Origin of the sequence: Terrabacter sp. 2TAF16 (assembly GCF_052115065.1) — a bacterium.
Classification (GTDB): domain Bacteria; phylum Actinomycetota; class Actinomycetes; order Actinomycetales; family Dermatophilaceae; genus Terrabacter.
In genome coordinates, this window is record NZ_JBFRFZ010000012.1 from 1 (window position 1) to 23,163 (window position 23,163).

A 23,163-nucleotide genomic window follows, 5' to 3' on the forward strand; every position below is an offset into this window, starting at 1 on the left:
CGGCCAGCGGGCCCCGCCGGCGGCGAGCATGTGCGTCATGCAGCGCACCATTGCCGCACACGCTGCGGCCCAGCTGGGCCTCGTCACACGCAGCCAGGCCCTCGGGGCGGGCCTGACCGAGGCAGCGGTCAGATGGCGTGTCGAGTCCGGACGCTGGGTCGCCGTGCAGCGCGGCGTCTACTCCACGACGCCGGGCCGTGACGACTGGGAGTCGCGGGCCCTGGCCGCCCTGCTGAGGATCGGCATCCCCGCAGCCCTGTGCGGACCGAGCGCCGGTTTCCTCTGGGGACTCATCCCGCACCCGGGACCGGACATCCACGTCGCCGTCCCGGTCGACCGAAGGCCGGAGGCAACCGAAGGGATCGTCGTGACCCGGAGCCAGTACGCCTACCAACGTACCGACGAGCGTGCGTGGCCCCACCGCATCAGCCTCGACCACACGGTGTTTGACCTGGCCGCGGGCCGGCCGGTGGACCGCGCCGTCGGCCTCATCGCCAAGGCCGTCCAGACGCGCCGCACGACCCTGCGCAACCTCCGAAACACGCTGGAGCAACGGCCCGGCCAGGCGCACAGGACCCTCTTGCTCGAGGTCTTGGGCGATGTCGAGGACGGGGCCGAGAGCCCCGCCGAACGTCGCTACACCCGCGACGTGGAGCAGGCGCACGGGCTCCCGTCAGCGCACCGACAGGCCGCCGGTCGCGGAGACACACGGTGCGACAACGACTATGAGCCGTTTCGCGTCAAGGTCGAGGTCGACGGCAGACTCGGTCACGCCGGCTGGGCGAACCAGCAGCGTGACGGCCGCCGGGACCGACGCAACGCCGCCGACGACTGGCTGACAGCGCGGGTCTATTGGACCGACGTCGCGGTGACGCCGTGCGAGACGGCACTCGAGCTCGAGGCGATCTTCCGCAGCCGCGGATGGCCCGGACGAGCGCGTCCGTGCCGCCGTCGGGACTGCGCGGTCCGACGGCGCATGGAGGGTTGAAGTTGCCGGAGCAGCGCCAACCCTCCAGGCAGGCAGAGGCTTGGGCGGGTCAGCGGCCCTGGTTGGCGACGGCCTCCGCGGCGGCGCGAGCGGCCTCGGGGTCGAGGTAGCGCCCACCCTGCGTGACGGGGCGGAACGACTCGTCGAGCTCGTAGACGAGCGGCATGCCGGTCGGGATGTTGAGGCCGGCGATGTCGTCGTCGGAGATGCCGTCGAGCGTCTTGACGAGGGCACGCAGCGAGTTGCCGTGGGCGGCGACCATGACGGTCAGGCCGTCGGCGAGGTCGGTCTGGATCTCATTCTCCCAGTAGGGCATCAGACGGGTCACGACGTCCTTGAGGCACTCGGTCGCGGGCATCGCGGCGCCGAGGCCGGCGTAGCGCGCGTCACCGTGCTGCGAGAACTCGTCGTCCTGCTCGATGGGCGGCGGCGGCACGTCGTAGGAGCGGCGCCACAGCATGAACTGCTCCTCGCCGTACTGCTCGAGGGTCTGCTTCTTGTCCTTGCCCTGGAGCGCGCCGTAGTGGCGCTCGTTGAGGCGCCAGTCGCGCTTGACGGGGATCCAGTGGCGGTCCGCGGCGTCGAGCGAGAGGTTCGCGGTCGTGATGGCCCGGCGCAGGAGCGAGGTGTGCACGATGTCGGGCAGGATGCCGGCCGCCTTGAGCTGCTCGCCGGCGCGCACGCCCTCGGCACGGCCCTTGTCGGTGAGGTCGACGTCGACCCACCCGGTGAAGAGGTTCTTGGCGTTCCAGTCGCTTTCGCCGTGGCGGACGAGGACGAGCGTGTAGGTCATGGCGCCAGCCTAGCGACGGCCGATCACGCGTCCGAGCCGTCGTCCAGCAGGTGACGGAAGGCGTCGAGGTTGCGCGTCGACTCGCCGCGCGAGACCCGCCAGGCCCACTCCTTGCGCATCGAGCCGAGGAAGCCGAGCGCGAGGAGCTCGTTGAAGACGTCGTCGCTCGCCGACAGGACGATCCCGAAGAGCTGGTCGAGGTGCTCGGGCTCCACCGCGACCGTCGGCACCTCGCCGCGCAGGTAGACATCGCCGTCGGTGTCGACGGCGTAGGCGACGCCCTGCAACCGGAGGTTCTTGCGCAGGAGGGTGCGGTAGAACGCCTCGTGGTTCTCGTCCGGGTTGCGGATGACGAAGGCGCTGACGCTCGTCGTCCGGTCGCGCACGAGCACCGACACGACGGTCTTGAGCTTCTTCTCGCCGGGCAGGGTGACGACGTACTCCCCCGGGCGCCCGCCGAGCTCCCACTCGAGCCCGACCGAGTCGAGGTATGCCGTGAGGCGGGCCTCGGCGGCCGTGCCCGGTGAGTCGTCTGCCGGGGTGGTCTCCTGCGGCTCGGCGCTCACGGGATCACCGCCGTCGGGACGCCGACGAGGCTCTGGCCCTCGTCGATGGGCGACTCGTTGCCGCCGTCGGCCCGTTCACGGATCGCCTGCCGGTAGACCTCGAGGAGCCGGTCGGTGGTCGCTCCCCAGCCGAACTGCGCCGCGTGCGCGACCGCCGCAGAGCCCAGCGCGAGACGGCGGTCGTCGTCGCGCAGCAGGGACTCCACGGCATCGGTCCAGTCGGGGGTCGCGTGACCGTCGACGAGGACGCCGGCGTCTCCGACGGCGGTCGGGAGGCCGCCGACGTGCGCCGCGACGACGGGGGTGCCACAGGCCTGCGCCTCGATGGCGACGAGACCGAAGGACTCGGAGTGGCTCGGCACGAGGACGAGGTCGGCGGCGCGATACCACTGCGCGAGCACCTGGCGGTCGACCGGTGACACGAAGCGGACGACGTCGTCGATGCCGAGCGAGCGGGCCAGCTCCTCGAGCTCGTGGGGCCGGGTGAGGCCGCTGCCGCTGGGGCCGCCGAGGACGGCGACCGTGAGACGCTCGCGGCGGGAGGGGTCGCGGCGGAGCAGCTCGCCGGCGACCCGGAGCAGCACGTCGGGTGCCTTGAGCGGCTGGATGCGGCCCACGAACAGGAGCAGCTGACCCTCGACGGGCAGCCCCAGGGCGCGCCGGGCGTCGCCGCGGTCCCCGGGGGTGAAGGTCGTCAGGTCGACGCCCGGGGGGACGACGGACACCTTGGCCGGCGGGGCGGCATACAGCTCGATGAGCTCGCGGGCCTCGTCCTCGGTGTTGGCGATGAGGCGGTCGGCCGCCTCGACGACCTGGACCTCACCGATCTCGCGCCCGCGGGGCTCCGGCGGGTCGCCCTCGGCGAGGTGGAGGTTCTTGACGCGCGCCATCGTGTGCATCGTGTGGACGAGCGCGACGCGCCAGCGGTCGGCCGCGAGCCAGCCGACTTGACCCGAGAGCCAGTAGTGCGAGTGGACGAGGTCGTAGTGGTCCTCGGGGACCGAGAGCCCGGCCTGCATGATGCCGGCGGAGAAGGCGCAGAGCTGGCCCGGCAGGTCCTCCTTGGCGAGGCCCTCGTAGGGGCCCGCGGTCACGTGGCGCACGCGCACGCCCGGCACGAGGTCGGACTCGATCGGCGTCGCGCCGGTGGTGCGGCGGGTGAAGATGTCGACCTCGATCCCGCGCGCGGCGAGCTCCTTCGCGGTCTCGGCGACGTAGACGTTGAGGCCCCCGGCGTCACCCGTACCGGGCTGCTCGAGGGGCGAGGTGTGGACGCTGATCATCGCCACCCGTCTCGGATCGGCCGCCATCGGCATCCCTTCGTCCTGCGCGTCGTTCGTCGTCATGCTCTTCCTCGACTCAACCACACGCGCGATTCGATGTATTCCACGGTCGCCGGTGACCCCGGAGCACCTCCGACCGGCGCTGGCTAGGCTGCGGAGGTGCCCCCACGCCAGCGCCCCGTCGGCACCGTGACCCGTGGCACGACGAACCCGAACCGGCTGAGGCGGTGCGACCGGTGGATCGCGGGACCGCAGGCGTGGCGCCTCCGGCGCAGCCCGACACCGCCGGTCGTCGTCGACCTCGGCTACGGCGCCTCGCCCATCACGGCGGTCGAGCTGCACGACCGGCTGCGGCAGGTGCGCGCCGACGTCAGGGTCGTCGGCATCGAGATCGAGCCGGCCCGGGTGGCCGCCGGCAAGCCGCTCGAGCGGGACGGCCTGACCTTCCGGCTCGGCGGCTTCGAGGTGCCGCTCGACGACGGCGAGCGTCCCACGGTGGTGCGCGCCTTCAACGTGCTGCGACAGTACGCCGAGGACGAGGTGCCGGCCGCCTGGGCCCTCGTCCAGGAACGCCTCGCGCCGGACGGCCTTCTCGTCGACGGCACGTGCGACGAGATCGGCCGCCGCGCGTCCTGGGTCGCGGTCGACAAGGCCGGTCCCGTCAGCCTGACGATCTCGCTGCGCATGGGCGGCCTCGGGCGCCCGTCCGACGTCGCCGAGCGCCTGCCCAAGTCGCTCATCCACCGCAACGTGCGGGGCGAGCCCGTCCACGCCTTCCTCGCCGACCTCGATCGGGCGTGGGCCCGTAGCGCGCCCCAGTCGTCGTGGGGCGCACGTCAGCGCTTCCTCGCCGCCGCGACGGAGGTCCGCGAGCGCTGGCCGCTGCTCGACGGCCCCTCGCGCTGGCGGCTCGGCGAGCTGACTGTGGACTGGACAGCGGTGGCGCCGCTCGGCCGCTGAGGCGGTTCGGGAGGTTTGCGCCCGTTTGGCCGTGGCGCCGCGCCCCGCCGGGGACTCACAGGAAACGCAGCCACCGACGGCCGTGCCGTCGGCGTACGCTCGGCACCATGTCGCACGGCGGCATGACCGCGTGGGGGCGAGGTCATGCAGTGAGTTTCTACACGCTCGACAGTGAGGGTTTCGGCGCCGTCGCGCGATTCGTCGCGGACGGGTGGGACCGGGACGATTGCGTCGTCGTCGTCGCCACCGCTCCGCACCGCGTCGCCGTCGAGGCGCTCCTGGTGGGGATGGGCCACGACCCCGCCGCGCGGGAGACCGCCGGCCGCTACCTCACGCTCGACGCCGAGGAGACCCTGGCCGAGCTGGTCGTCGACGGCCACCTGGACGCGGACCACTTCATGCGACGTGTCGGCGAGGTCGTCACCGAGGCCTCGGTCGCGGGGCGGCCGATCCGCGCCTTCGGCGAGATGGTCGCACTGCTCTGGCAGCGCGGACAGGTCGAGGTGGCCATCGACCTCGAGCTGCTGTGGAACCAGCTGCTCCGCGAGTACGACTTCTCGCTCCTGTGCGCCTACCCCACCGGGGTCTTCCAGCACGCGGAGCTCGTCGACGTGCGCCGGGTCTGCGACCTGCACACCGACCTCATGCCCGTCGGCGGCGCGTCCTCGACCGATGGCGCCCAGCTCGCGGCCGGCCACGCGTGCTCGCGCGTCTACCTGCCGACGGCCGAGTCGGTGCCGGCGGCCCGTCACTTCGTCGTCGACGTGCTGCGGGCCTGGGGCCACGAGAGCCTCACGGCCGACGCCGCGCTCATCGTCTCGGAGCTCGCGACCAACGCCCTCACGCACGCGGCCTCCCCGTTCCGAGCGATCGTCGACCGGCGTCGGGGCGGCCTGCGGATCGGTGTCGAGGACGCGGCCCTCACCCCGCTCCAGCGACGCGCCGCCGACGTCGACGACGTCAGCGGACGCGGCGTCGACATCGTGGCGGCGCTGTCCGAGCGGTGGGGCTACAGCCCCGTGCCCGGCGGCAAGGTCGTGTGGGCCGAGCTGCTGCTCGACCCGAGCCGGTCACGCGCCGGCTGAGCCCGCCGGACAGCGGCGTCCGTCGCTGCCGACCGTCCGCGGACAGCGGCATGCCGCCGGGCCGGGCCCGGCGGCATACGTTCGTCCGTGTGTCGTGCTGCGTGCATCCTCAGCGGACGTAGTCGTCCTCGAGGCGCTCGATGTCCGACTCGTCGAAGTGGCCGAAGCCGACCTCGAGGAGGCGGCCCGGGTGCTCGCCGGAGTTGCCCATGCGGTGGATCGAGTTGCGCGGGACCCAGACCGTCTCGCCCGGCTTGGCGCTCCACGTCCGGTCACCCACGGTGACGTCGATCGGCACGTCGAGGACCTGCCACATCTCACCGCGGTGGTCGTGGCGCTGGAGGGAGAGCCGGTGACCGGGCTGCACCGTGATGATCTTGACGGTGACCTGCTCGTTGGAGACGAACTGCTGGAACTCGCCCCACGGCCGCTCGGCGACGAAGATGTCCTCGGTCGGGTTGCGGTTGCCCAGGTCGTACTCGTCCGCGGTGTGACGCGGCGACGAGACGTTCTGGTGCTGGTGGGCGTCGAGCTCGTGGTCGACGACGGCAGCAGCAGGCTGCTGGTCGGACATGGTTCTCCTATCGGTTGTGAGTGCACCAGTGTGCCGTACGCGGAGGGCCCGGTGTCCCGAGCGGGCGCGTGAGGGTCACCACCCGGTGTTCGAGCGCCCCCCGATGCCCCTGACCTGCCGCAGCGCGGGGCGCACGTCGGCGAGGTAGACGGCGGCACCCACGAAGGCGAGCAGACCGAAGATGCTGAGCGGGTTGAAGAGCGTGACGAAGCCGATCGCGAGCGCGGCCCCGAGCAGCACGAGCCAGAAGGTCCGCGTGCGCTTGCCGGCGGCGACGTAGGCCTTCTCGGGGTGGCGCAGGGCGTCGACGAACGCGAAGACCTCGCACCCGAGCGCGACGACTCCCAGCACGAGGAGGACGACGTTCTGGAACCCCGAGTACAGCTGCATGGTGGAAGCGTAACCCGGCGACCGTCGCGCGACCCCTCCCAGCCGATTCCCAGACTCCCGCGAGGTCGGGTGCTGCGGTGCGCCGGTCAGGCGTCGACGACGAGGGTGAACGGGCCGTCGTTGACGAGCGACACCTGCATCATCGCGCCGAACCGACCCGTCTCGACCTCGATGCCCCTCCCCCGGAGCGCCGCCACGAGGTCGGCCACGAGCGGCTCGGCCACGGTCCCCGGTGCGGCCGCGCTCCACGAGGGACGGCGACCCTTGCGGGTGTCTGCGTGCAGCGTGAACTGGCTGACGACGAGGACGGGCGCCCCGGCGTCGGTGAGGCTCGCCTCGTCGCGCAGGATGCGCAGCTCGGCGATCTTGCGGGCCATCCGCTCTACCTGCTCGGGCCCGTCGTCGTGGGTGACACCGACGAGGGCCAGCAGGCCGGGGCGGTCGATGGCGCCGACGACCTCGCCGTCGACCTCGACCCGCGCGCTCGTGACGCGCTGGAGCACCGCCCTCATCTCGACCTCACGGGCCCGTCTCGATCCGGCTCAGACGCCGACGGCGACGACGGACCCGACGGGCTGGCCGTGGCCGAGCACCGGCTGGTGCTCGAGCACGGCGAGGACGTCGTCGCTGCCGACGCCGATGCGCCGCATCACCGCGGCGAGCAGCACGCTGCGGGCGCGCGACGAGCCGTCGGCGACCTTGACGGCGATGCCGCGGCCGTCGGGCAGGCCCACGGCGTAGACGGCCTCGGCGCCGTCCTTGGCGATGAGGCCGTCGACGCCGCGGATCAGGGCGGTGACGTCGCGGTGCGTGCCGCCGAGGTACTCCGGGAAGTCCCGGATGGCCGTTGCGATCCGGGCCTCCGGCCCCTCGGTGGCCGCGGCGAGCCGGCCGAACGACAGCGCGAGGGCGCGGAGCGGGACGGCATGGATCGGCGCGCCGCACCCGTCGACGGCGACGGCGCTCGGCTCGGCGCCGGTCAGCTCACGCACCGTCTCGGTGACGGCCACCTGGAGCGGGTGCTCGGGATCGCGGTAGGTCGCGAGGTCCCACCCGTTGACGACGCACGTCGCGAGCATCGAGACGTGCTTGCCCGAGCAGTTCTGCGCGATCGACTGTCGCGGGCGGCCGCTCGAGATCCAGCCGATGCGGGCGGCCTCGTCGTAGGGGTAGTCGGGGGTGTTCTGCAGGTCGGCCTCGGTGAGGCCTGCGCCGGCGAGGATCTCGCGGGCCGCCTCGACGTGGAAGTCCTCGCCGGAGTGGCTGGCGCACGCGAGCGACAGGAGGCGGCCGTCGTTCGCGAGCCCGTTGCGGACCATCGCGAGCGCCTGCAGGGGCTTGCTCGAGCTGCGCGGGAAGACCGCACCGCTCGCGTCGCCGACCTCGAGCTCGACCGTGCCGTCGGGAGCCGTGACGACGGCCGTGCCGTGGTGCACCGACTCGACGAAACCGGCCCGCACGACGTGCGCGACGACCGGGGCGTCGGCGAGCGCCGCGCTGACATGGGTGGAGGACGGGGCCAGGAGATGGGACACGCCCCGCAGTATGCCGGAGCGACGCAGCAGGGCCGCCACCCCGGGTGCGGGGTGGCGGCCCTGTCGTGCCTGTGGCGCCGGGGGGACCCAGCTGGGGGCGCGGCCGGTCAGGCGCTCGGAGCCGTGGTCGACGTCGTGCTCGTGGCGGTCGACGCCTTCTGGGCCGTCTTCTTGGCCGGCGTGGCCTTCTTGGCGGCGGTCTTCGTCGCGCTCTTGGTCGCCGCAGCCGTCTTGGTGGCCGTCTTGGTGGCCGTCTTCCTGGCCGCATTCTTGGCCGGGGCGACCTTGCGGGCCACCGTGGCCTGCGGGTCGTCGGTCGTGGCCGCGCTGCGGGCAGCGACCTTGCGGGTCGTCGTGGCCTCGACGTCGTTGGCCTTGCGCGTCGCGGCGGACTTCTGGGCAGCCGACTTGCGGATCGCCGTCTGGTGCGCGGCGGTGCGCTTGGCCGGGACCGGCGCGGCGGCCGACTCGACGGCGTCGACCGAGGCCGAGACCTGCGAGCCCAGCTTCGAGGCGTCCTTGACGACGGCGCCCTTGAGGGTCTTGGCGACCTTCTCACCCTCGCTCACGGCGGTCTCGGCGACGCGGCGACCCCGGGTCACCGTGGCGGTGCCGCGCTCGGCGAGGCCGAAGGCCGTGCGCTCACCCTGGGCGCGCAGGTCGGTGACGACCTTCTCGCCACGAGCCGCGGCGGCGTCGTACTGGTCCTTGGCGTTGCTCGCGATGACGAGGCCCTCGTTGAGGACGCGCGCCGGGAGGTCCTGGGCCCCCGTGACGAAGCGTTCGGCATACGTCGTTGCGAGCTTCTGGAGCGCGGTCGTGCGGCCCTGGAGGTCGATGATGCGCTTCTGGAGGTCCTTCTGCATCTGGTCGGCCTCCTTCTTGGCACCCTTGCGCAGGTCGACGGACTTGGCCTGCTTGCGTGCGACCTCGAGCTGCTCGCCCGCCGTGCGGACGGTGTCGATCGCGATGTTCGCGGCGCCGACGACGGCGTAGAACGGCGTCGGGTCGACCTGGACCTCGGGCATCCGGCCCTCGACCTGGACGAGCTGGCCGCGCACGTCGGCGACAGCGGCCTCGGCCTGCTTCTGGGCGTCCTTGACGGCCTTGGTGATCTTCTTGCTGAGTGCCATCTCAGTTCTCCTTCTCGTTGAGCTCGGGGGTCGCGGCAGCGGTCGTGCTGCGCGACGGGCGCCGGCGAGGTGCTGCAGCCGGCGTAGGTGGTGGGCTGGGTGGGCGTCGCGTAGGAGGCGTGGTCTCGGGCGTCGTCTCGTCATCGCCGACGAACGACAGGTAGATGTCGACGAGCACCGCGCGCTGCCGGTCGGTCAGGACCGGGTCGACCGCGATGGCGGAGAGGACGTCGGGCACGGCGGCAGGGTCGTCGGCGACCCGCTCGTCGAGGATGCCGGCCCGGACGTAGAGCGACTCGGCCGAGACCTGCAGCCCCTTGGCGATCTGCTGCAGGATCTCGGCGCTCGGGCGTTTGAGCCCGCGCTCGATCTGCGACAGGTAGGGGTTGGAGACGCCGGCCATCTCGGCAAGCTGCCGCAGCGACAGCTGGGCACTCTCGCGCTGTTCGCGCAAGTAGGCCCCGAGGTCGGGTAGCGGAAGCTTGCTCATGTCTCCATTGTGCTAACTACAGCAAGCAGATTGCAAACTCTGGGCAGCGTGAGACGTCCCACACCGTTTCGCGCGCTCCGACCAGAATCGCGAGACCAGAGCACCGGGCGCGGGAAGGAGTGCGCGCTGAAGGGACATGTCGCGCGCTCGGATCAGGAGCGCGCGAAACGAGGCAGCCCGCGCGTCGCGGCGTCAGCGGGTGCGGCGGTCCTTGATCGACAGGGCCTCGCGGGCCTCGGTGGTCGACATAGGGGGGCGCTGCATGACCGTGGCGATCTCGGCCGCCCGGGCCACGAGCTCGCTGTTGTGCGCGACCGGGCGACCCTTGGCATAGATGAGGTTGTCCTCCATGCCGACGCGGAGGTGACCGCCGGCCGACAACGCGGCCGCGACGATCGGCAGGTGCGCGCGCCCGATGCCGGTGGCCGACCAGCTCGTCACCTCGGGCGGGAGCATCGCGACGCCCGCGAGCAGCGCCTGCGGCGTGCCCGGCATCGAGCCCGGCACGCCCGTGACGAAGTCGACGTGGACCTTGCCGCCGAAGGGCAGGCCGCACTCGTCGATGAGCCGGCGCAGCGCGTGCACGTGGCCGAGCTCGAAGAGCTCGAACTCCGGCACGACCTCGCGCTCCTGGGCCTGGCGGTAGAGGTCGACCATGAAGCCCCACGGGTTGAGGAAGACGCCGTCGCCGAAGTTCGTCGTGCCGCACGTGAGCGAGCACGAGTCGGGGTCGGCGTCGAGGACGGTGAGGCGCTTCTCGAGCGGGTCGGTGATGGAGCCGCCGGTCGAGAGCTGGACGATGAGGTCGGTGGCCTCACGGACGCCGTCGACGGCCTCCTTGAGGAAGGCCGGCTCGAGCGTCGGCTGGTGCTCGCGGTCGCGCACGTGGATGTGGATGAGGGCCGCGCCCGCACGCTCGCACGCGACGGCGGTCTCGACGAGCTCCTCCGGTGTCGTCGGCAGCGCGGCGACGTCCGACTTGGCAGTCTCGGCGCCCGTGGGCGCGACGGTGATCAGGGTGCTCGCGGCGGCGCGTGCGGTGCTCATGCCGCACATCCTGCCAGCGCCCGGAGCGCCGTCGGTCAGGGGGCGACGATCGTCGTCTGCGCGGCCGACAGGTCGTCGACGAGCAGCTCGAGGGTGGGGTCGGTGTTGCGCTTGATGACGGCGAGGGCGATGGGCCCGTCGACGTGGTGGCGCCCGACGGAGGTGACACGTCCGACGACGCGGTCGCCAGCCCGGACCTCGCTCCCCTGGGCCGGCAGGACGTGGCCCGAGCCGTCGAGGTGGAGGAAGACGATGCGGCGCGGCGGTCGCCCGAGGTTGTGCACGCGGGCCACGGTCTCCTGGCCGCGGTAGCACCCCTTCTGCAGGTGCACCGCGGTGCGCAGCCAGTCGAGCTCGTGGACGATCGTGCGGTGGTCGGTCTCGAGGCCGAGCCGGGGACGCCAGGCGGCGATGCGGAGCGCCTCGGCTGCCCACAGTCCGGCCAGCGGCCGATCTCCCACGGCCGCAACGAGATCGGCGCGCGGGACGAGAACCTCGCGCCACGCGCGGTCGGTGCCGGGGTGCCCGTCGACCGGGCCGTATGCCGTCGTGTCGCCGACGAGGTCGGGCCACGGGTCTCGCCAGGCGAGGGGCTCGCCGCCGACGGACTCGCTGGAATGCGGCTCACCGAGCACGGCCCAGTCGTCGGTGACGAGAGCGACCTCGACGCGCAGCATGAAGCGCATCTTGTCGAGCCACTCGACGAGGGCCGGACCGGCGCCGGGCTCGGTCGTGATCCACGTCGTCGTGCCGTCGTCGACGAGGTGCAGCGAGTGCTCGACGTGGCCCTTGGGGCTGAGGATGAGGGCCTCGCGCGACTGGCGCGGCTCGAGGCCGAGGAGGTGCTGGGTCGTCAGCGAGTGGAGCCAGCTGAGCCGGTCGGGCCCGGTGACGGTGACGACGTCGCGGTGCGAGAGATCGACGACCGCGAGGCCCTCCTCGAGGAGGCGCTGCTCGCGCATGGGGTCACCGTGGTGCAGGGCGACCCCCGCCTCGAGACCCTCGCCGGCCACGGCACCCGGGCGCGACAGGAGCGGGCTCCTCGTCGTCGGGCGGGTCGGCAGCTCCAGGTCGCTCATGCCCGGTGGAACGCTCACGGCGTGCACCTCATTCCACGCGCTTGAGGGTGGCTGACACGTGGCTCTGGAGCTCCTGACCCACGGCGGCCATGTCCATGACCCAGAGGAGGTTGGACTCGACGAGGCCGTACATGCGGGTCGCGGCGTTGTACTCCTTGGCTCCCGGGGCGCGCAGGACGCCGTCGGTCTTGAGCTGGATCTTGGCCGGCTCGATCTTGCCGTAGTACAGCTCGAGGATGCCGGTGGGGTGCGCGAGGAGCAGCTCGACCTCACCGTTCTCGAGCGGACGCCAGAAGCCGGACTCGACCGCCGCCGGGCGCACCTTGGCTCCGTTCTCGGAGTCGAGGATCCAGGCCCGGCTCTCCCACTTGAGGAAGCCACGCCCGTCGTGCGTCACCTCGACCTCCTGGCCGAAGTGCGCGGACTCGATCGTCGGGTAGCCGACGACGCCCGCGCCCTCCCAGCGTCCGATGAGCCAGGCGAGGGGTCGCAGCGGCTCCGGGATGTCCTGGTCGAGGTTGAACATGCGCCCGATCGTAGCCTGATCCCATGGACACCCCCGCGCGCTCGCTCGTCGTCAAGGTCACCGCCGGCACCGAGGCTCCCGAGCGCCTCTCGCAGGCCTTCACCGTCGCCGCGACGGCCGTCGCGAGCGGCCTCGACGTGTCGCTGTGGCTCACGGGCGAGTCCACGTGGATGGCCGTCCCCGGACGCGCCGAGGAGTTCGAGCTGCCGTATGCCGCCCCGCTCGTCGACCTGCGCGACGCCGTGCTCCAGGGTGGCCGGCTCACCGTCTGCACGCAGTGCGCGGCCCGGCGCGACCTGACGCAGGACCAGCTCGTCGACGGTGCGGTGATCAAGGGCGCGGCGGTCTTCGTCGAGGAGGTCATGACCCCGGGTGCGCAGGCCCTCGTCTACTGACCCGAGGGCTCCGGCCTCTCGATTCACGTGACGCGGCCGGACGTGGCCTCTCGATGGTTGGCAGGGGCTGACGTGGCCTCTCGACGGTTGGGGATGGGGAGTCAGGTGAGGACGGAGAAGAGGTGGACGACGGCGCCGACGGCGAGCACCGACCCGGCACCGGCGCCGACCTGGCCCCGGACCGTCAGCATCGCCGGTTGCAGCGCGAGCACCCGGCGGAACGACCACGACACGGTGCCGACGGCGGCGCCGATCCCCAGCGCCTCGAGCGAGCCGACCTCGGAGCCGCGTGAGGCGACGACGGCCGCCAGCACCGCGGCCGCGAGCGCCACGAACCCGAGGAACGGCGTCGCGCCACGCACCCCGACGAGCAGGTCGGTGACGACGGCCGCCCCGACAGCCGCCATGGCCACGACCGCGACCGCCTGGCCCCGGTCGCTGTTGGCGGCGACGACCGCCGTGGTGCCGGACGTGACGACGACGAGGCCGCCGAACGACGAGAGCAGAGTCAGGACAAGCCCTTCACGGCCCGTCCGACGGACGAGCTGACCGGAGAAGGCGAGCAGGATGCCGAACGCGACCGCGGCCGGGACCCAGAGCAGGTCCTGGCGCAGCGCGCTGAGCACGATCGCGACGGAGGCCACGGCGAGCACGACGGTCGTCGCCGTCGGGGTCCACGACCCGGTGAGGAGCGGCCAGCCCCAGGCCACCGCGAGAGCGAGCGCGAGCGTCACACCGAGCGTCTCGGCATACCCCGTGCCCTGGGCGACGAGGAGGGCCACGGCGGCCACGAGCGTCGCGACGACGCTGACCCAGCGGATGCGGTCGGCGCCGGCGGGCGACAGCGGGAGGCGGAGCGACCCGGCGGCCACCGAGGAGTCGGAGGCGTCGGGACCGGGCTCGCGGAGGGCCGCGTTGTCCTCAGGCACGGGGGCCATTGTGCATCACCCGCCGGCGAAGGGCGGCAGGACCTCGACGGTGCCGCCGTCGGTCACCCGCGCCTCGCGACCGACCTTGCGCCCGTCGAGCAGGAAGCTCGCGACGCGCGCCACCCGGGCGAGGTCGGGGTGGTCGGCGACGGCCGCGTCGACGACCTCGCCCACCGTCGCGCCGGTGCGCGCCTCGCTGTCGACGCCGGCGGCGGCACGGGCCGCGGCCCAGTAGCGCACGGTGACGGTCGCGAGGGCCGGCCCGGTCGTCCCGACCGTGCGCGACTCGGGTCCACTCGGGGCCATCTCACTCCGTCTCATCGTTGGTGCGGTCTCATCCGCTGGTGACCAGTCTCGCCTATCCTGCATGAGATGGCCCGACTGCTGCTGCTCACCAACGCGCTGGCCCCCAGCGCCGAGGTGCTGCCTGCCCTCGGGCTGCTGAGCCACACGGTGCGCATCCTGCCCGCCGAGGCCACCGCTCTCGTCGACTCGCCCGACTGCGACGTCGTCATCATCGATGCGCGACGGGAGCTGGCGAGCGCACGCTCCCTGTGCCGGGTGCTGCGTACGACGGGGATCGGCACTCCCCTGCTGGCCGTCCTCACCGAGGGCGGCCTCGCTGGTCTGACGGCCGAGTGGGGCCTCGACGACGTGCTGCTCGACACCGCCGGGCCCGCCGAGGTCGACGCCCGCCTGCGCCTCGCCATGACGAAGGGTCAGGACGACGACGCCGACCTCGACCTGCCCATCACCTCGGGCGAGCTCGTCATCGACGAGTCGTCCTACTCCGCGAAGTTCCGCGGCAGCCCACTCGACCTGACGTACAAGGAGTTCGAGCTCATCAAGTACCTCGCGCAGCACCCGGGACGCGTCTTCACCCGCGCCCAGCTGCTCCAGGAGGTCTGGGGCTACGACTACTACGGCGGCACCCGCACCGTCGACGTGCACGTGCGGCGCCTCCGCGCCAAGCTCGGGCCCGACCACGAGGCGCTCATCGGGACGGTCCGCAACGTCGGCTATCGCCTCGTGCCCGACCGCGCCGAGGCCCCGGCCACGCAGCCCGCCGACGCCTGAGCCGACCCCCCGCACGGGACGCACCACCCGGCATACGCCCAGGGGGACGAGAGACGGCCCGGCTCCACCAGGAGCCGGGCATCTTGACGTTGCTGACCGACACGCGATTGTGCGTGTAGGTCAGACCGGCGCTCGTCGCGAGGACGTACGGACGGGTCGGTGCACCCGCGGAGTTGACGAACTGCTGGTTCAGCACGGCGACGAGCTGCTGGCCGGTCAGGCTCAGCGACACGAGGTAGTTGTTGAACGGCTGCACTGTGAAGGCTGCCTCGTAGGTCACGTCGCCCGCGGAGTTCTCCTGCAGGTCGGCGCGGATGCCGCCCGCGTTCATGAACGACACGACCGGCGCGACGCCACCCGGGGGGATCGTCGAAGGGTCCGCCAGCTGGGCGTCCGCGATGAGGTCACCGAGAGGGGACTCGCCTGCGTCGTTGGCCGTGCGGCTGACCGAGGAGCCTGCCACCTGACCGATGACCTTGTTGGCGATGGTGGCCACCAGCGTCTTGTACTTGGCGATGAGCGCGGTCTCTCCGGCGTCCTTCGCCACGTCCCGCGAGACGATCCGGTTGACCGAGTCGGCCACCGTCGGGCGGATGATGTCGGACGTGCGGCGGTCGTACTTGACGTTGGTCTCGGTGTAGAGGCGACCGAACGACGAGGCCGAGGTGACGAGGCGCGGCTTGTTGGCCTTGTCGGGGAGTGCACAGACGTAGGGCTGGTGCGTGTGGCCGGAGACAATCATGTCGATGGCCGGGTCGAGTCGACTGTTGATGTCGAGGAGCGGGCCCGAGAGCGTGCCTCCGCGACCGCACACGTAGTCGTAGTCGGCGCTGACCTGCGACGTGACACCGGTCGCCGGGTCGGTCCACGGCATCCGGCTGAGGTTGCCACCCTCGTGCAGCAGCACGACGATCGCGTTGACGCCCTGCGCCTTGAGGACCGGCACGAGCGCGTTGGCCGTGTCGGCCTCGTCCTTGAAGGAGAGCCCGGCGACGCCGGCGGCCGTGACGATGCTCGGGGTGCCCTCGAGCGTCATGCCGATGAAGGCGACCTTGGCACCGTTGAACTTCTTGATCGTGTAGGCCGGCAGGATCGGCTTGCCCGTGGCGGTCTCGATGACGTTGGCAGCGAGGTAGGGGAAGGACGCGCCGGCAAAGGAGCCGTCGGGGCACGAGTTCTGGTTGTTGAGGCCGTCACCGTCGTCTATGCAGCCGCCCGCGTCGAGGCGCTGGAGCTCGCGGTAGCCCTCGTCGAACTCGTGGTTGCCCACGGCCGCGACGTCGAGGCCGAGCTCGTTCATCGCCTCGATCGACGGTTCATCGTGGAAGGCCGCCGACAGCAGTGGCGTGGCACCCACGAGGTCGCCCGCGGCGACGGTCACGGTGTTCGCGTGCCCGACACGAGCCGCCTTGAGGTGGGTCGCGAGGTACTCCACACCTCCGGCATTCGGCCCGGACTCGAGGATCTCAGTCACGTTGCCGTCTTTGTCGGTGTCGGCCGAGTCGACGAAGTGTCCGGTGACGACACGAGCACTGGAGCCGCTCGGCGTCTCGAGGTTCCCGTGAAAATCGTTGAACGACAGGATCTGGATGTCGATCTGCGTCTTGCCCGGTGCGTTGCTCGCGTCCGGTGCGGCGGCGAGGGCCGGTGCCGCGAGGGCCGCGGCGCAGATCCCTGCGACGGCGACGCCCATGGTGCGGCGGGTGGTACGGGACATGTCTTCCCCTTGATCAGCGGTGTGGATCGCGTGCCCATCGGCACCCACGGGAGGCTAGTGCCAGGAAGGTGCCGGGAGGGGCTTGCTGCGTAACGGTGTTGTGAACTGCTGGCACTGCGCCGACCCCGGACCGACGTGAATGCCGGACCGGTGCCGTGAGTTGCGTGCTGGGCCCCCGAGCCCTGACCGGACCCTAGCCGGAGCGGGCGACGGGCGGGAGTCCCCCGCCGGGTCGTTGTGGTGGAATCGCCGTATGCCGCGCCCCACCGTCGCCCCGCGCGACACGACGAACCCGCTCACCCCGGACGAGTCCGCCGCCGTCCTCGCGCTGGCCGCGGAGGCTGCCGACGCCGACGGGTCGGAGCCGCTGTCGGAGCAGTTCCGGCTGTCCGTGCGGGCCCGCGAGCACGACGGGGTCGGTCACCTCCTCGCGCTCGGGTCCGACGGGACGCTCGTCGGCTACGCCCAGTCGCGCTCGGGTGAGGGACCACCGTCAGGCGAGCTCGTCGTGGCGCCGGGGTCGCGCCGGTCCGGCGTGGGCACGGCGCTGCTCGCGAGCCTGCCTGACGGCATACGCCTGTGGAGCCACGCGACGGGAGCGGCGGCCGACGCCGCCACGGCGTTCGCCCGCGCCACCGGGCTCGTGCCGGTGCGATCGCTCCACGTCATGGGCCGCTCGCTCCGCGACGGGACCCCTTGGCCGGCCGCGTCGCTCGAACCGAGGTATGCCGTCCGCTCCTTCGAGCCCGGACGTGACGAGGACGCGTGGCTGGCCCTCAACGCGGCGGCGTTCGCGCACCACCCGGAGCAGGGCTCGCTGCGTCGGGCCGACCTCGATCAGCGGATGGCTGAGCCATGGTGGGACCCGGCCGGGCTCGTCCTCGTCGTCGAGGCCGCCGACCCCGACGTGCTCGCCGCCTCCCACTGGACCAAGGTCGACCCGCCGGACGGTGACGTCGGCGAGGTCTACGTCGTGGCCGTCGCACCCGACCGGCAAGGCCAGGGGCTGGGGCGCGCGGTCACGGTGCTGGGCCTGGACCACCTGCGCTCGCTCGGCCTGGCGCGCGTCGTGCTCTACGTCGACGAGGACAACGTCGCGGCCGTGCGCACCTACGCCGCCCTCGGCTTCGAGGACGTCGAGGTGCACCGGCAGTTCGCTCGGGAGGGCGAGGCGGGCGACGCGGCGGACCAGGTGGGTGGGGTCTCCTCGCCCGCCGTCGGCTGAGACGAGTTCACCCCCACGTCGCCTTTCGGTGCCACGATGGTCGCATGAGCACCGGCAGCCTCACCTCCACCGACCTGGACGAGCAGGACGTCGCCTCGGCGGACGCCCGCGACGCGAGACCGGACGAGGCCCCCACCGAGGGCGCGACCGAGTCGGCCGGCGAGTCGGCCGGCGAGTCGGCCAGCGAGTCGGCCGAGGTCAGCTCGTTCACGAGCACCGTCCCCAACCGGCGCATCCCGGCCCGCGCCCCGAACGGACGGTTCGTCGGCGCCGGAACGCAGGGCGACGACGAGGACGACCTGCCGGCAGACCGCTACCTCGAGCGCGAGCTGTCCTGGCTGCAGTTCAACGAGCGGGTGCTCCAGCTCGCCATGGACCCCGCCGTGCCGCTCCTCGAGCGCACCCGCTTCCTCGCGATCTTCGCCAACAACCTCGACGAGTACTTCATGGTCCGCGTCGCGGGTCTCAAGCGCCGCATCGCCACCGGGCTGGCCGTGCGCACCGCAGCCGGCCTCGAGCCGCGCGAGCTCATCGAGCGCATCGCCCGGCTCGCGCACGAGCTGATGCAGCAGCACGCCGGCGTCTTCCAGCACGACGTGCGGCCGTCGCTCGAGGAGCAGGGCATCACCGTCGTGCGCTGGGACGACCTCGACGAGGACGACCGCGAGCCCCTCCACTACTTCTTCGCCGAGCGCGTCTTCCCCGTGCTCACGCCGCTCGCCGTCGACCCGGCGCACCCGTTCCCCTACATCTCCGGCCTGTCGCTCAACCTCGCCGTGCTGCTCCAGAACCCCAAGACGGGCAGCGAGCACTTCGCCCGGGTCAAGGTGCCGCCGAGCCTGCCGCGCTTCATCCTCGTCGAGGAGGACCTCGACGCCGACGTGGTGCGCAAGCGCTTCGTGCCGCTCGAGGACGTCATCGCGAGCCACCTCGACCAGCTCTTCCCCGGGATGCTCGTGCAGGAGCACTTCAGCTTCCGCGTCACGCGCAACGAGGACCTCGAGGTCGAGGAGGACGACGCCGAGAACCTCCTCACCGCCCTCGAGAAGGAGCTGACCCGGCGTCGCTTCGGTCCGCCCATCCGGCTCGAGGTCGAGGACGACATCGACCCCAAGGTCCTCGACATGCTCGCCCGCGAGCTCCAGATCAGCGACCGCGAGATCTATCGCCTGCCGACGCCGCTCGACCTGCGCGGCCTCTTCACCATCGCCGACGTCGACCGCAGCGACCTCGAGTTCCCGAAGTTCTTCCCGCGCACCCACCCGGACTTCGCGCCGACCGAGAGCGCCAAGGCGATCGACCTGCTCACCGCCGTGCGCCAGAAGGACGTGCTCGTCCAGCACCCCTACAACTCGTTCTCGACGTCGGTGCAGGCCTTCATCGAGCAGGCCGCGAACGACCCGAAGGTCCTCGCGATCAAGCAGACGCTCTACCGCACGTCAGGTGACTCCCCGATCATCGACGCCCTCATCGACGCCGCCGAGGCCGGCAAGCAGGTCCTCGCCGTCGTCGAGATCAAGGCCCGCTTCGACGAGGTCAACAACATCTCGTGGGCCCGTCAGCTCGAGCAGGCCGGTGTCCACGTCGTCTACGGCGTCGTCGGCCTCAAGACCCACGCGAAGCTGTGCCTCGTCGTGCGCCAGGAGTCCGAGGGGCTCGTGCGCTACTGCCACATCGGCACCGGCAACTACAACCCGAAGACGGCCCGCGTCTACGAGGACTTCGGTCTCTTCACCACCGACCCGCAGGTCGGCGAGGACCTGTCGCGCCTCTTCAACCTCCTCTCGGGCTTCGCGCCCCGGAGCAAGTTCAAGCGACTCCTCGTCGCCCCGCGGTCGGTGCGCTCGGGCCTCATCGACCTCGTCGACGAGGAGATCGAGCTGCACCAGTCGCGCCGCGACGGCGCGCCTGACGGCCGGATCGTCATCAAGGCCAACTCGATCGTCGACGAGGCACTCATCGACGCGCTCTACCGGGCGAGCATCGCCGGGGTCAGGGTGGACATCTGGGTGCGCGGCATCTGCGCGCTGCGTCCCGGCGTCACGGGCCTGTCCGAGAACATCCGGGTGCGCTCCATCCTCGGCCGCTTCCTCGAGCACTCGCGCGTCTTCTGGTTCGACCACGGGGGCGACCCGCAGGTCTACATCGGCAGCGCCGACATGATGCACCGCAACCTCGACCGCCGCGTCGAGGCGCTCGTGCGCATCGTCGAGCCGAGTCACGTCGTCGAGCTCGCCGACCTCATCGACCTCGCCTTCGCCGAGACCACCTCGCGCTGGGACCTCGGCTCCGACGGCCGCTGGGTGCGCCACCACCTGTCCGAGGCCGGCGAGCCGCTCGACGACCTCCAGGAGAGGCTCATCGAGCGCCACGACAAGCGCCGCCGCAAGGCCCGCCGCCGCTGAGCACCACTGACTCGACGGCTCGACGGCTCGACGGCGCGGGAGTCAGCCCGCGTGGCTGTGCAGAACCGGCGCGCCGCTCAGCCGGTCACGGTGTCACCGTGGCGATGGGCGACGCGCCACTGGCCGTCCTCGAGTCGGTACACCTGTGTCGCTCGGAGGGTGTATGTCCGCGGCTGCCCGTCGACGCAGGCCGACGTGTGCTCGAAGCCTGCGGTGTAGGCCATGTCGCCCGCGACGTCGTGTGCGACGAGCTCGAACGCGTACGACGTGCAGTCGGAGAACGACCTGCCGAGCGATGCGAACAGCTCGTCCAGCTCATGCTGGCCCTGTGCATTCCCCCAGGCACCGAGCACGCTCACCGGCTCTCGGCGCGACCACAGCGCCCGTCGAGGGGCGGGGTCACCCTGGTGCAGGGCCAGCTCGGCGTCGTACAGCTCGGTCCTCACCCATGTCAGAAACCCGTCGTCGTCGCTCATCCATCCATGATGCGCCGGACACGCGCCGGCGCGCCGCGCGGCGGCCGCCTCGCAGACCTGCTGGGCCGACGCGCCTGCGGGCGGGTTGTGGCGCTCGGGCTGCCCACCGGCGCCTCATCAGGCAGACTGGCGCGCGTGGCCTCAGTGATCCCCGCCGCCGGCACGCTGCCCTGGCGGCGTCGCGACGGACGTCTTGAGGTCGCCCTCGTGCATCGTCCGAAGTACGACGACTGGTCCTGGGCCAAGGGCAAGCTCGACCCCGGCGAGCATCCCTGCGTCGCCGCGGCCCGCGAGACCCTCGAGGAGACCGGACTCGTCGTGCGCCTCGGGGTCCCGCTGCCCTCGGCCGAGTACCCCGTCCTCGACCCGACCGGAGGCCCGGCCACGAAGCAGGTGCACTACTGGTCGGCCCGCGTCACCGGCGGCACCGGCGTGCTCGAGCACGAGATCGACGAGGTCGCCTGGGTCGACGTGCGCACGGCACACGACCGGCTCGACTACGCCCGCGACCGTGAGCAGCTGCTCGCCCTCGTGCGCGCCGAGCGTGCCGACGAGCTGCGCACGTGGCCGCTCGTGTTCGTCCGGCACGCCAAGGCGACACCGCGGGGCAAGTGGCAGGGCGACGACCGGCGACGGCCGCTCGACGCCGTGGGGCGCGCCCAGGCGGACACCGTCGCCGCCGTGCTCGGGGCCTACGGCGTCACCCGTGTCGTCTCGTCGTCGTCCGCGCGCTGCGTCTCGACCGTCGAGCCGTATGCCGCCGGGCGGGGACTGCGCCTGCGCACCCGTGACGTGCTGTCCGAGGAGGGCTTCGCGGAGAGCCAGGTCGGGGCCGTCGGCCAGGTGCAGCGTCTGCTCGAGCGCGGTGACCCGGCCGCGCTCTGCAGCCACGGGCCCGTGCTGCCGACCCTCCTTGGCCTGCTCCACACCCGAGTCGCGCACTCCCTGGAGCGCGTCGGCGTCGCGGAGCTGCTGCACGCCGCGGCGGAGGAGGCCATGCACAAGGGCGAGGTGCTCGTCTGCCACCTCGTCGGGCGAGGAGAGGACGCGCGCGTCGTCGACGTCGAGCGCATCGACACCTGACGCGCCGGCCGGACCTCGGGGACCCCTCTCGGCCCGTTTCGGGCCTGCCGAACCCTTCATCGTCGGTCGGCTCGGGCCGCCCCGCATCTCGAGCCGGCACCGCACCCCAAGACGTCGCCCGGCGTTCACCCTGCGTTAACCGCACGTGGACGACTCGTCATCCGGCCCACCTATGTTCGCGGTGGATCAACGTCCAGCAACGTCGCTCGGATCTGACCGAACGACCACCAGGTACACCCCATCGAGAGGGATCACACTCGTGTCTGTTTCGCGTATCAGCGCTCTCGGCGCCATCGCCCTGTCCGGCGCTCTTGCGCTCTCGGCCTGCGCGTCCGAGAACAACGGCGCCACCCCCGGTGCCGGCTCGACCGCTGCTGGCTCGACCGCCGCCGGCGACTGCTTCAGCGGCGACCTCAAGGCCGAGGGATCCTCGGCCCAGAAGAACGCCATCGACGAGGCCATCAAGGCGTACCAGACGGCCTGCCCCGACGCCAACATCGACTACCAGCCCACCGGCTCCGGTGCCGGCATCAAGCAGTTCATCGCCAAGCAGGTCGACTTCGCCGGGTCCGACTCGGCGCTCAAGACCGAGCCCAAGGACGGCAAGATCGAGGCCGACGACGCCAAGGCGTCCTGCGGCACCGAGGCCTGGAACCTGCCCATGGTCACCGGCCCCATCGCCATCGCCTACAACGTCAAGGGCGTCGACAAGCTCGTGCTCAACGCCGAGGTGGCCGCGAAGATCTTCGACGGCAAGATCACGACCTGGAACGACCCGGCCATCGCCGCGCTCAACAAGGGCGTCACGCTTCCCGCGACGCCGATCAAGGTCTTCTTCCGCTCCGACGAGTCGGGCACGACCGAGAACTTCACGAAATACCTCAAGGCCGCCGCTCCCGACGCCTGGTCCTACGAGACCGGCAAGAAGTGGACCGGCAAGGGCGAGGGCAAGGAGAAGTCGGCCGGCGTCGCCACCGCGACGAAGGGCCAGGACGGCGGCATCACCTACGTCGAGCTCTCCTACGCCCAGCAGAACCAGCTCCCCATGGCCCAGATCGACACGGGTTCCGGTCCCGTCGAGCTGACCGCCGAGTCGGCCGGCAAGACGATCGCCACGGCCAAGCAGACGGGCATGGGCAACAACCTCGCGCTCAAGATCGACTACGCCACCAAGGAGGCCGGGGCCTACCCGATCGTCCTCGTCACCTACGAGATCGTCTGCTCGAAGTACGCCGACGCCGAGACGGGCAAGAAGGTCAAGAGCTTCCTCAAGACCTTCGCCTCGGACGAGGTCCAGAAGGGCCTCGAGGCCAAGGGCTACGCCCCGCTGCCGACCGAGGTCGCGACCAAGGTCCAGGCCGCGGTCGACGCGATCTCCTGAACCGCCTGACCCGGCCGGAGCGATCC

The 23,163-nt window shown here is 71.8% G+C and carries 25 protein-coding genes; 9 read left to right on the forward strand and 16 right to left on the reverse strand.

Annotation, left to right across the window (positions count from 1 at the left end):
• Window positions 1–988: type IV toxin-antitoxin system AbiEi family antitoxin domain-containing protein (locus AB4Z14_RS17260; RefSeq protein WP_442276278.1), on the forward strand; the 988-nt coding region annotated here is incomplete at its 5' end.
• A 49-nt stretch (window positions 989–1,037) separates the two neighbouring features.
• Here the strand turns inward: AB4Z14_RS17260 and AB4Z14_RS17265 are convergent.
• The 3 genes from AB4Z14_RS17265 to mshA are packed head-to-tail and all read right to left on the reverse strand — an operon-like array spanning window position 1,038 to window position 3,693.
• Window positions 1,038–1,781, reverse strand: coding sequence for a phosphoglyceromutase (locus AB4Z14_RS17265; RefSeq protein WP_442276279.1), 744 nt, complete (start codon window positions 1,779–1,781; stop codon window positions 1,038–1,040).
• Between the two features lie 23 nt (window positions 1,782–1,804).
• Window positions 1,805–2,347: a YbjN domain-containing protein gene (locus tag AB4Z14_RS17270; RefSeq protein ID WP_442276280.1), complete on the reverse strand. Its 543-nt coding sequence runs from the start codon at window positions 2,345–2,347 to the stop codon at window positions 1,805–1,807.
• Window positions 2,344–3,693 (reverse strand): D-inositol-3-phosphate glycosyltransferase, encoded by a 1,350-nt coding sequence (gene mshA / locus AB4Z14_RS17275; RefSeq protein ID WP_442276281.1) that lies wholly within the window; start codon window positions 3,691–3,693, stop codon window positions 2,344–2,346. Before mshA ends, AB4Z14_RS17270 begins: the two co-directional genes overlap by 4 nt.
• A gap of 96 nt (window positions 3,694–3,789) precedes the next feature.
• Here mshA and AB4Z14_RS17280 point away from each other — a divergent pair, with 96 nt between their 5' ends.
• Window positions 3,790–4,590 carry a class I SAM-dependent methyltransferase gene (locus AB4Z14_RS17280; protein ID WP_442276282.1) on the forward strand — a complete coding sequence of 267 codons (801 nt, stop codon included), beginning with the start codon at window positions 3,790–3,792 and terminating at the stop codon, window positions 4,588–4,590.
• A gap of 149 nt (window positions 4,591–4,739) precedes the next feature.
• Window positions 4,740–5,675 (forward strand): MEDS domain-containing protein, encoded by a 936-nt coding sequence (locus tag AB4Z14_RS17285; RefSeq protein WP_442276283.1) that lies wholly within the window; start codon window positions 4,740–4,742, stop codon window positions 5,673–5,675.
• Window positions 5,676–5,784: 109 nt separating this feature from the next.
• Here the strand turns inward: AB4Z14_RS17285 and AB4Z14_RS17290 are convergent, their stop codons facing one another.
• From AB4Z14_RS17290 to AB4Z14_RS17330, 9 genes are all read right to left on the reverse strand, one after another.
• Window positions 5,785–6,249: a phosphomannose isomerase type II C-terminal cupin domain gene (locus AB4Z14_RS17290; protein ID WP_082619379.1), complete on the reverse strand. Its 465-nt coding sequence runs from the start codon at window positions 6,247–6,249 to the stop codon at window positions 5,785–5,787.
• Between the two features lie 75 nt (window positions 6,250–6,324).
• Complete coding sequence (locus AB4Z14_RS17295) at window positions 6,325–6,639, reverse strand: DUF2516 family protein (protein WP_442276284.1); 315 nt, start codon at window positions 6,637–6,639, stop codon at window positions 6,325–6,327.
• Between the two features lie 86 nt (window positions 6,640–6,725).
• Window positions 6,726–7,151, reverse strand: coding sequence for a D-aminoacyl-tRNA deacylase (gene dtd / locus AB4Z14_RS17300; protein ID WP_442276285.1), 426 nt, complete (start codon window positions 7,149–7,151; stop codon window positions 6,726–6,728).
• A gap of 30 nt (window positions 7,152–7,181) precedes the next feature.
• Window positions 7,182–8,174: an asparaginase gene (locus tag AB4Z14_RS17305; protein WP_442276286.1), complete on the reverse strand. Its 993-nt coding sequence runs from the start codon at window positions 8,172–8,174 to the stop codon at window positions 7,182–7,184.
• Between the two features lie 107 nt (window positions 8,175–8,281).
• Window positions 8,282–9,307 (reverse strand): hypothetical protein, encoded by a 1,026-nt coding sequence (locus AB4Z14_RS17310; protein WP_442276287.1) that lies wholly within the window; start codon window positions 9,305–9,307, stop codon window positions 8,282–8,284.
• Window position 9,308: 1 nt separating this feature from the next.
• Window positions 9,309–9,797, reverse strand: a complete 489-nt coding sequence (locus tag AB4Z14_RS17315) for a helix-turn-helix domain-containing protein (RefSeq protein WP_442276288.1) — start codon at window positions 9,795–9,797, stop codon at window positions 9,309–9,311.
• A 192-nt stretch (window positions 9,798–9,989) separates the two neighbouring features.
• A complete protein-coding gene (locus AB4Z14_RS17320; protein WP_442276289.1) occupies window positions 9,990–10,844 on the reverse strand; it encodes a 3-keto-5-aminohexanoate cleavage protein in 855 nt (284 codons plus the stop codon).
• 35 nt (window positions 10,845–10,879) lie between these two features.
• Window positions 10,880–11,923, reverse strand: coding sequence for a CAF17-like 4Fe-4S cluster assembly/insertion protein YgfZ (gene ygfZ / locus AB4Z14_RS17325; RefSeq protein WP_442276392.1), 1,044 nt, complete (start codon window positions 11,921–11,923; stop codon window positions 10,880–10,882).
• A 28-nt stretch (window positions 11,924–11,951) separates the two neighbouring features.
• Entirely contained in the window at window positions 11,952–12,449 is a 498-nt protein-coding gene (locus tag AB4Z14_RS17330) for an FABP family protein (RefSeq protein WP_030199640.1), read from the reverse strand.
• Between the two features lie 23 nt (window positions 12,450–12,472).
• On the opposite strand from AB4Z14_RS17330, the gene AB4Z14_RS17335 reads away from it, so the two are divergent.
• Entirely contained in the window at window positions 12,473–12,844 is a 372-nt protein-coding gene (locus AB4Z14_RS17335) for a DsrE family protein (RefSeq protein WP_442276290.1), read from the forward strand.
• A gap of 101 nt (window positions 12,845–12,945) precedes the next feature.
• Here the strand turns inward: AB4Z14_RS17335 and AB4Z14_RS17340 are convergent, their stop codons facing one another.
• Together AB4Z14_RS17340 and AB4Z14_RS17345 are read right to left on the reverse strand one after the other, a co-directional pair.
• Entirely contained in the window at window positions 12,946–13,782 is an 837-nt protein-coding gene (locus AB4Z14_RS17340) for a hypothetical protein (RefSeq protein ID WP_442276291.1), read from the reverse strand.
• Between the two features lie 6 nt (window positions 13,783–13,788).
• Window positions 13,789–14,079: a MoaD/ThiS family protein gene (locus tag AB4Z14_RS17345; protein WP_442276292.1), complete on the reverse strand. Its 291-nt coding sequence runs from the start codon at window positions 14,077–14,079 to the stop codon at window positions 13,789–13,791.
• 66 nt (window positions 14,080–14,145) lie between these two features.
• Here AB4Z14_RS17345 and AB4Z14_RS17350 point away from each other — a divergent pair, with 66 nt between their 5' ends.
• Window positions 14,146–14,850 carry a response regulator transcription factor gene (locus tag AB4Z14_RS17350; protein ID WP_442276293.1) on the forward strand — a complete coding sequence of 235 codons (705 nt, stop codon included), beginning with the start codon at window positions 14,146–14,148 and terminating at the stop codon, window positions 14,848–14,850.
• Here the strand turns inward: AB4Z14_RS17350 and AB4Z14_RS17355 are convergent.
• Window positions 14,768–16,567 carry a bifunctional metallophosphatase/5'-nucleotidase gene (locus AB4Z14_RS17355; protein WP_442276294.1) on the reverse strand — a complete coding sequence of 600 codons (1,800 nt, stop codon included), beginning with the start codon at window positions 16,565–16,567 and terminating at the stop codon, window positions 14,768–14,770. The two genes, AB4Z14_RS17350 and AB4Z14_RS17355, sit on opposite strands and share 83 nt — an antisense overlap.
• Window positions 16,568–16,820: 253 nt before the next feature.
• Here AB4Z14_RS17355 and mshD point away from each other — a divergent pair, with 253 nt between their 5' ends.
• Both mshD and AB4Z14_RS17365 read left to right on the forward strand, forming a co-directional pair.
• On the forward strand, window positions 16,821–17,792 hold the full coding sequence (gene mshD, locus AB4Z14_RS17360) for a mycothiol synthase (RefSeq protein WP_442276295.1): 972 nt from the start codon (window positions 16,821–16,823) through the stop codon (window positions 17,790–17,792).
• 44 nt (window positions 17,793–17,836) lie between these two features.
• Window positions 17,837–20,197 (forward strand): RNA degradosome polyphosphate kinase, encoded by a 2,361-nt coding sequence (locus AB4Z14_RS17365; RefSeq protein ID WP_442276296.1) that lies wholly within the window; start codon window positions 17,837–17,839, stop codon window positions 20,195–20,197.
• Window positions 20,198–20,274: 77 nt separating this feature from the next.
• On the opposite strand, the gene AB4Z14_RS17370 is transcribed toward AB4Z14_RS17365, so the two are convergent.
• Complete coding sequence (locus AB4Z14_RS17370) at window positions 20,275–20,673, reverse strand: nuclear transport factor 2 family protein (RefSeq protein WP_442276297.1); 399 nt, start codon at window positions 20,671–20,673, stop codon at window positions 20,275–20,277.
• 135 nt (window positions 20,674–20,808) lie between these two features.
• Between AB4Z14_RS17370 and AB4Z14_RS17375 the strand changes: the two genes are divergently transcribed.
• Together AB4Z14_RS17375 and pstS are read left to right on the forward strand one after the other, a co-directional pair.
• A complete protein-coding gene (locus AB4Z14_RS17375; RefSeq protein WP_442276298.1) occupies window positions 20,809–21,756 on the forward strand; it encodes an NUDIX hydrolase in 948 nt (315 codons plus the stop codon).
• A 259-nt stretch (window positions 21,757–22,015) separates the two neighbouring features.
• Window positions 22,016–23,137 (forward strand): phosphate ABC transporter substrate-binding protein PstS, encoded by a 1,122-nt coding sequence (pstS, locus tag AB4Z14_RS17380; protein WP_442276299.1) that lies wholly within the window; start codon window positions 22,016–22,018, stop codon window positions 23,135–23,137.
• The last annotated feature ends 26 nt before the right edge of the window (window positions 23,138–23,163 follow it).

Bases quoted from the DNA above. Each gene is read 5' to 3' on its own strand.
- AB4Z14_RS17265 (WP_442276279.1), bottom strand. From the start codon at position 1,781: ATGACCTACACGCTCGTCCTCGTCCGCCACGGCGAAAGCGACTGGAAC.
- mshA (WP_442276281.1), bottom strand. From the start codon at position 3,693: ATGACGACGAACGACGCGCAGGACGAAGGGATGCCGATGGCGGCCGAT.
- AB4Z14_RS17290 (WP_082619379.1), bottom strand. From the start codon at position 6,249: ATGTCCGACCAGCAGCCTGCTGCTGCCGTCGTCGACCACGAGCTCGAC.
- AB4Z14_RS17295 (WP_442276284.1), bottom strand. From the start codon at position 6,639: ATGCAGCTGTACTCGGGGTTCCAGAACGTCGTCCTCCTCGTGCTGGGA.
- dtd (WP_442276285.1), bottom strand. From the start codon at position 7,151: ATGAGGGCGGTGCTCCAGCGCGTCACGAGCGCGCGGGTCGAGGTCGAC.
- AB4Z14_RS17310 (WP_442276287.1), bottom strand. From the start codon at position 9,307: ATGGCACTCAGCAAGAAGATCACCAAGGCCGTCAAGGACGCCCAGAAG.
- AB4Z14_RS17315 (WP_442276288.1), bottom strand. From the start codon at position 9,797: ATGAGCAAGCTTCCGCTACCCGACCTCGGGGCCTACTTGCGCGAACAG.
- AB4Z14_RS17320 (WP_442276289.1), bottom strand. From the start codon at position 10,844: ATGAGCACCGCACGCGCCGCCGCGAGCACCCTGATCACCGTCGCGCCC.
- ygfZ (WP_442276392.1), bottom strand. From the start codon at position 11,923: ATGAGCGACCTGGAGCTGCCGACCCGCCCGACGACGAGGAGCCCGCTC.
- AB4Z14_RS17330 (WP_030199640.1), bottom strand. From the start codon at position 12,449: ATGTTCAACCTCGACCAGGACATCCCGGAGCCGCTGCGACCCCTCGCC.
- AB4Z14_RS17335 (WP_442276290.1), top strand. From the start codon at position 12,473: ATGGACACCCCCGCGCGCTCGCTCGTCGTCAAGGTCACCGCCGGCACC.
- AB4Z14_RS17340 (WP_442276291.1), bottom strand. From the start codon at position 13,782: ATGGCCCCCGTGCCTGAGGACAACGCGGCCCTCCGCGAGCCCGGTCCC.
- AB4Z14_RS17345 (WP_442276292.1), bottom strand. From the start codon at position 14,079: ATGGCCCCGAGTGGACCCGAGTCGCGCACGGTCGGGACGACCGGGCCG.
- AB4Z14_RS17350 (WP_442276293.1), top strand. From the start codon at position 14,146: ATGGCCCGACTGCTGCTGCTCACCAACGCGCTGGCCCCCAGCGCCGAG.
- AB4Z14_RS17355 (WP_442276294.1), bottom strand. From the start codon at position 16,567: ATGTCCCGTACCACCCGCCGCACCATGGGCGTCGCCGTCGCAGGGATC.
- mshD (WP_442276295.1), top strand. From the start codon at position 16,821: ATGCCGCGCCCCACCGTCGCCCCGCGCGACACGACGAACCCGCTCACC.
- AB4Z14_RS17365 (WP_442276296.1), top strand. From the start codon at position 17,837: ATGAGCACCGGCAGCCTCACCTCCACCGACCTGGACGAGCAGGACGTC.
- AB4Z14_RS17370 (WP_442276297.1), bottom strand. From the start codon at position 20,673: ATGAGCGACGACGACGGGTTTCTGACATGGGTGAGGACCGAGCTGTAC.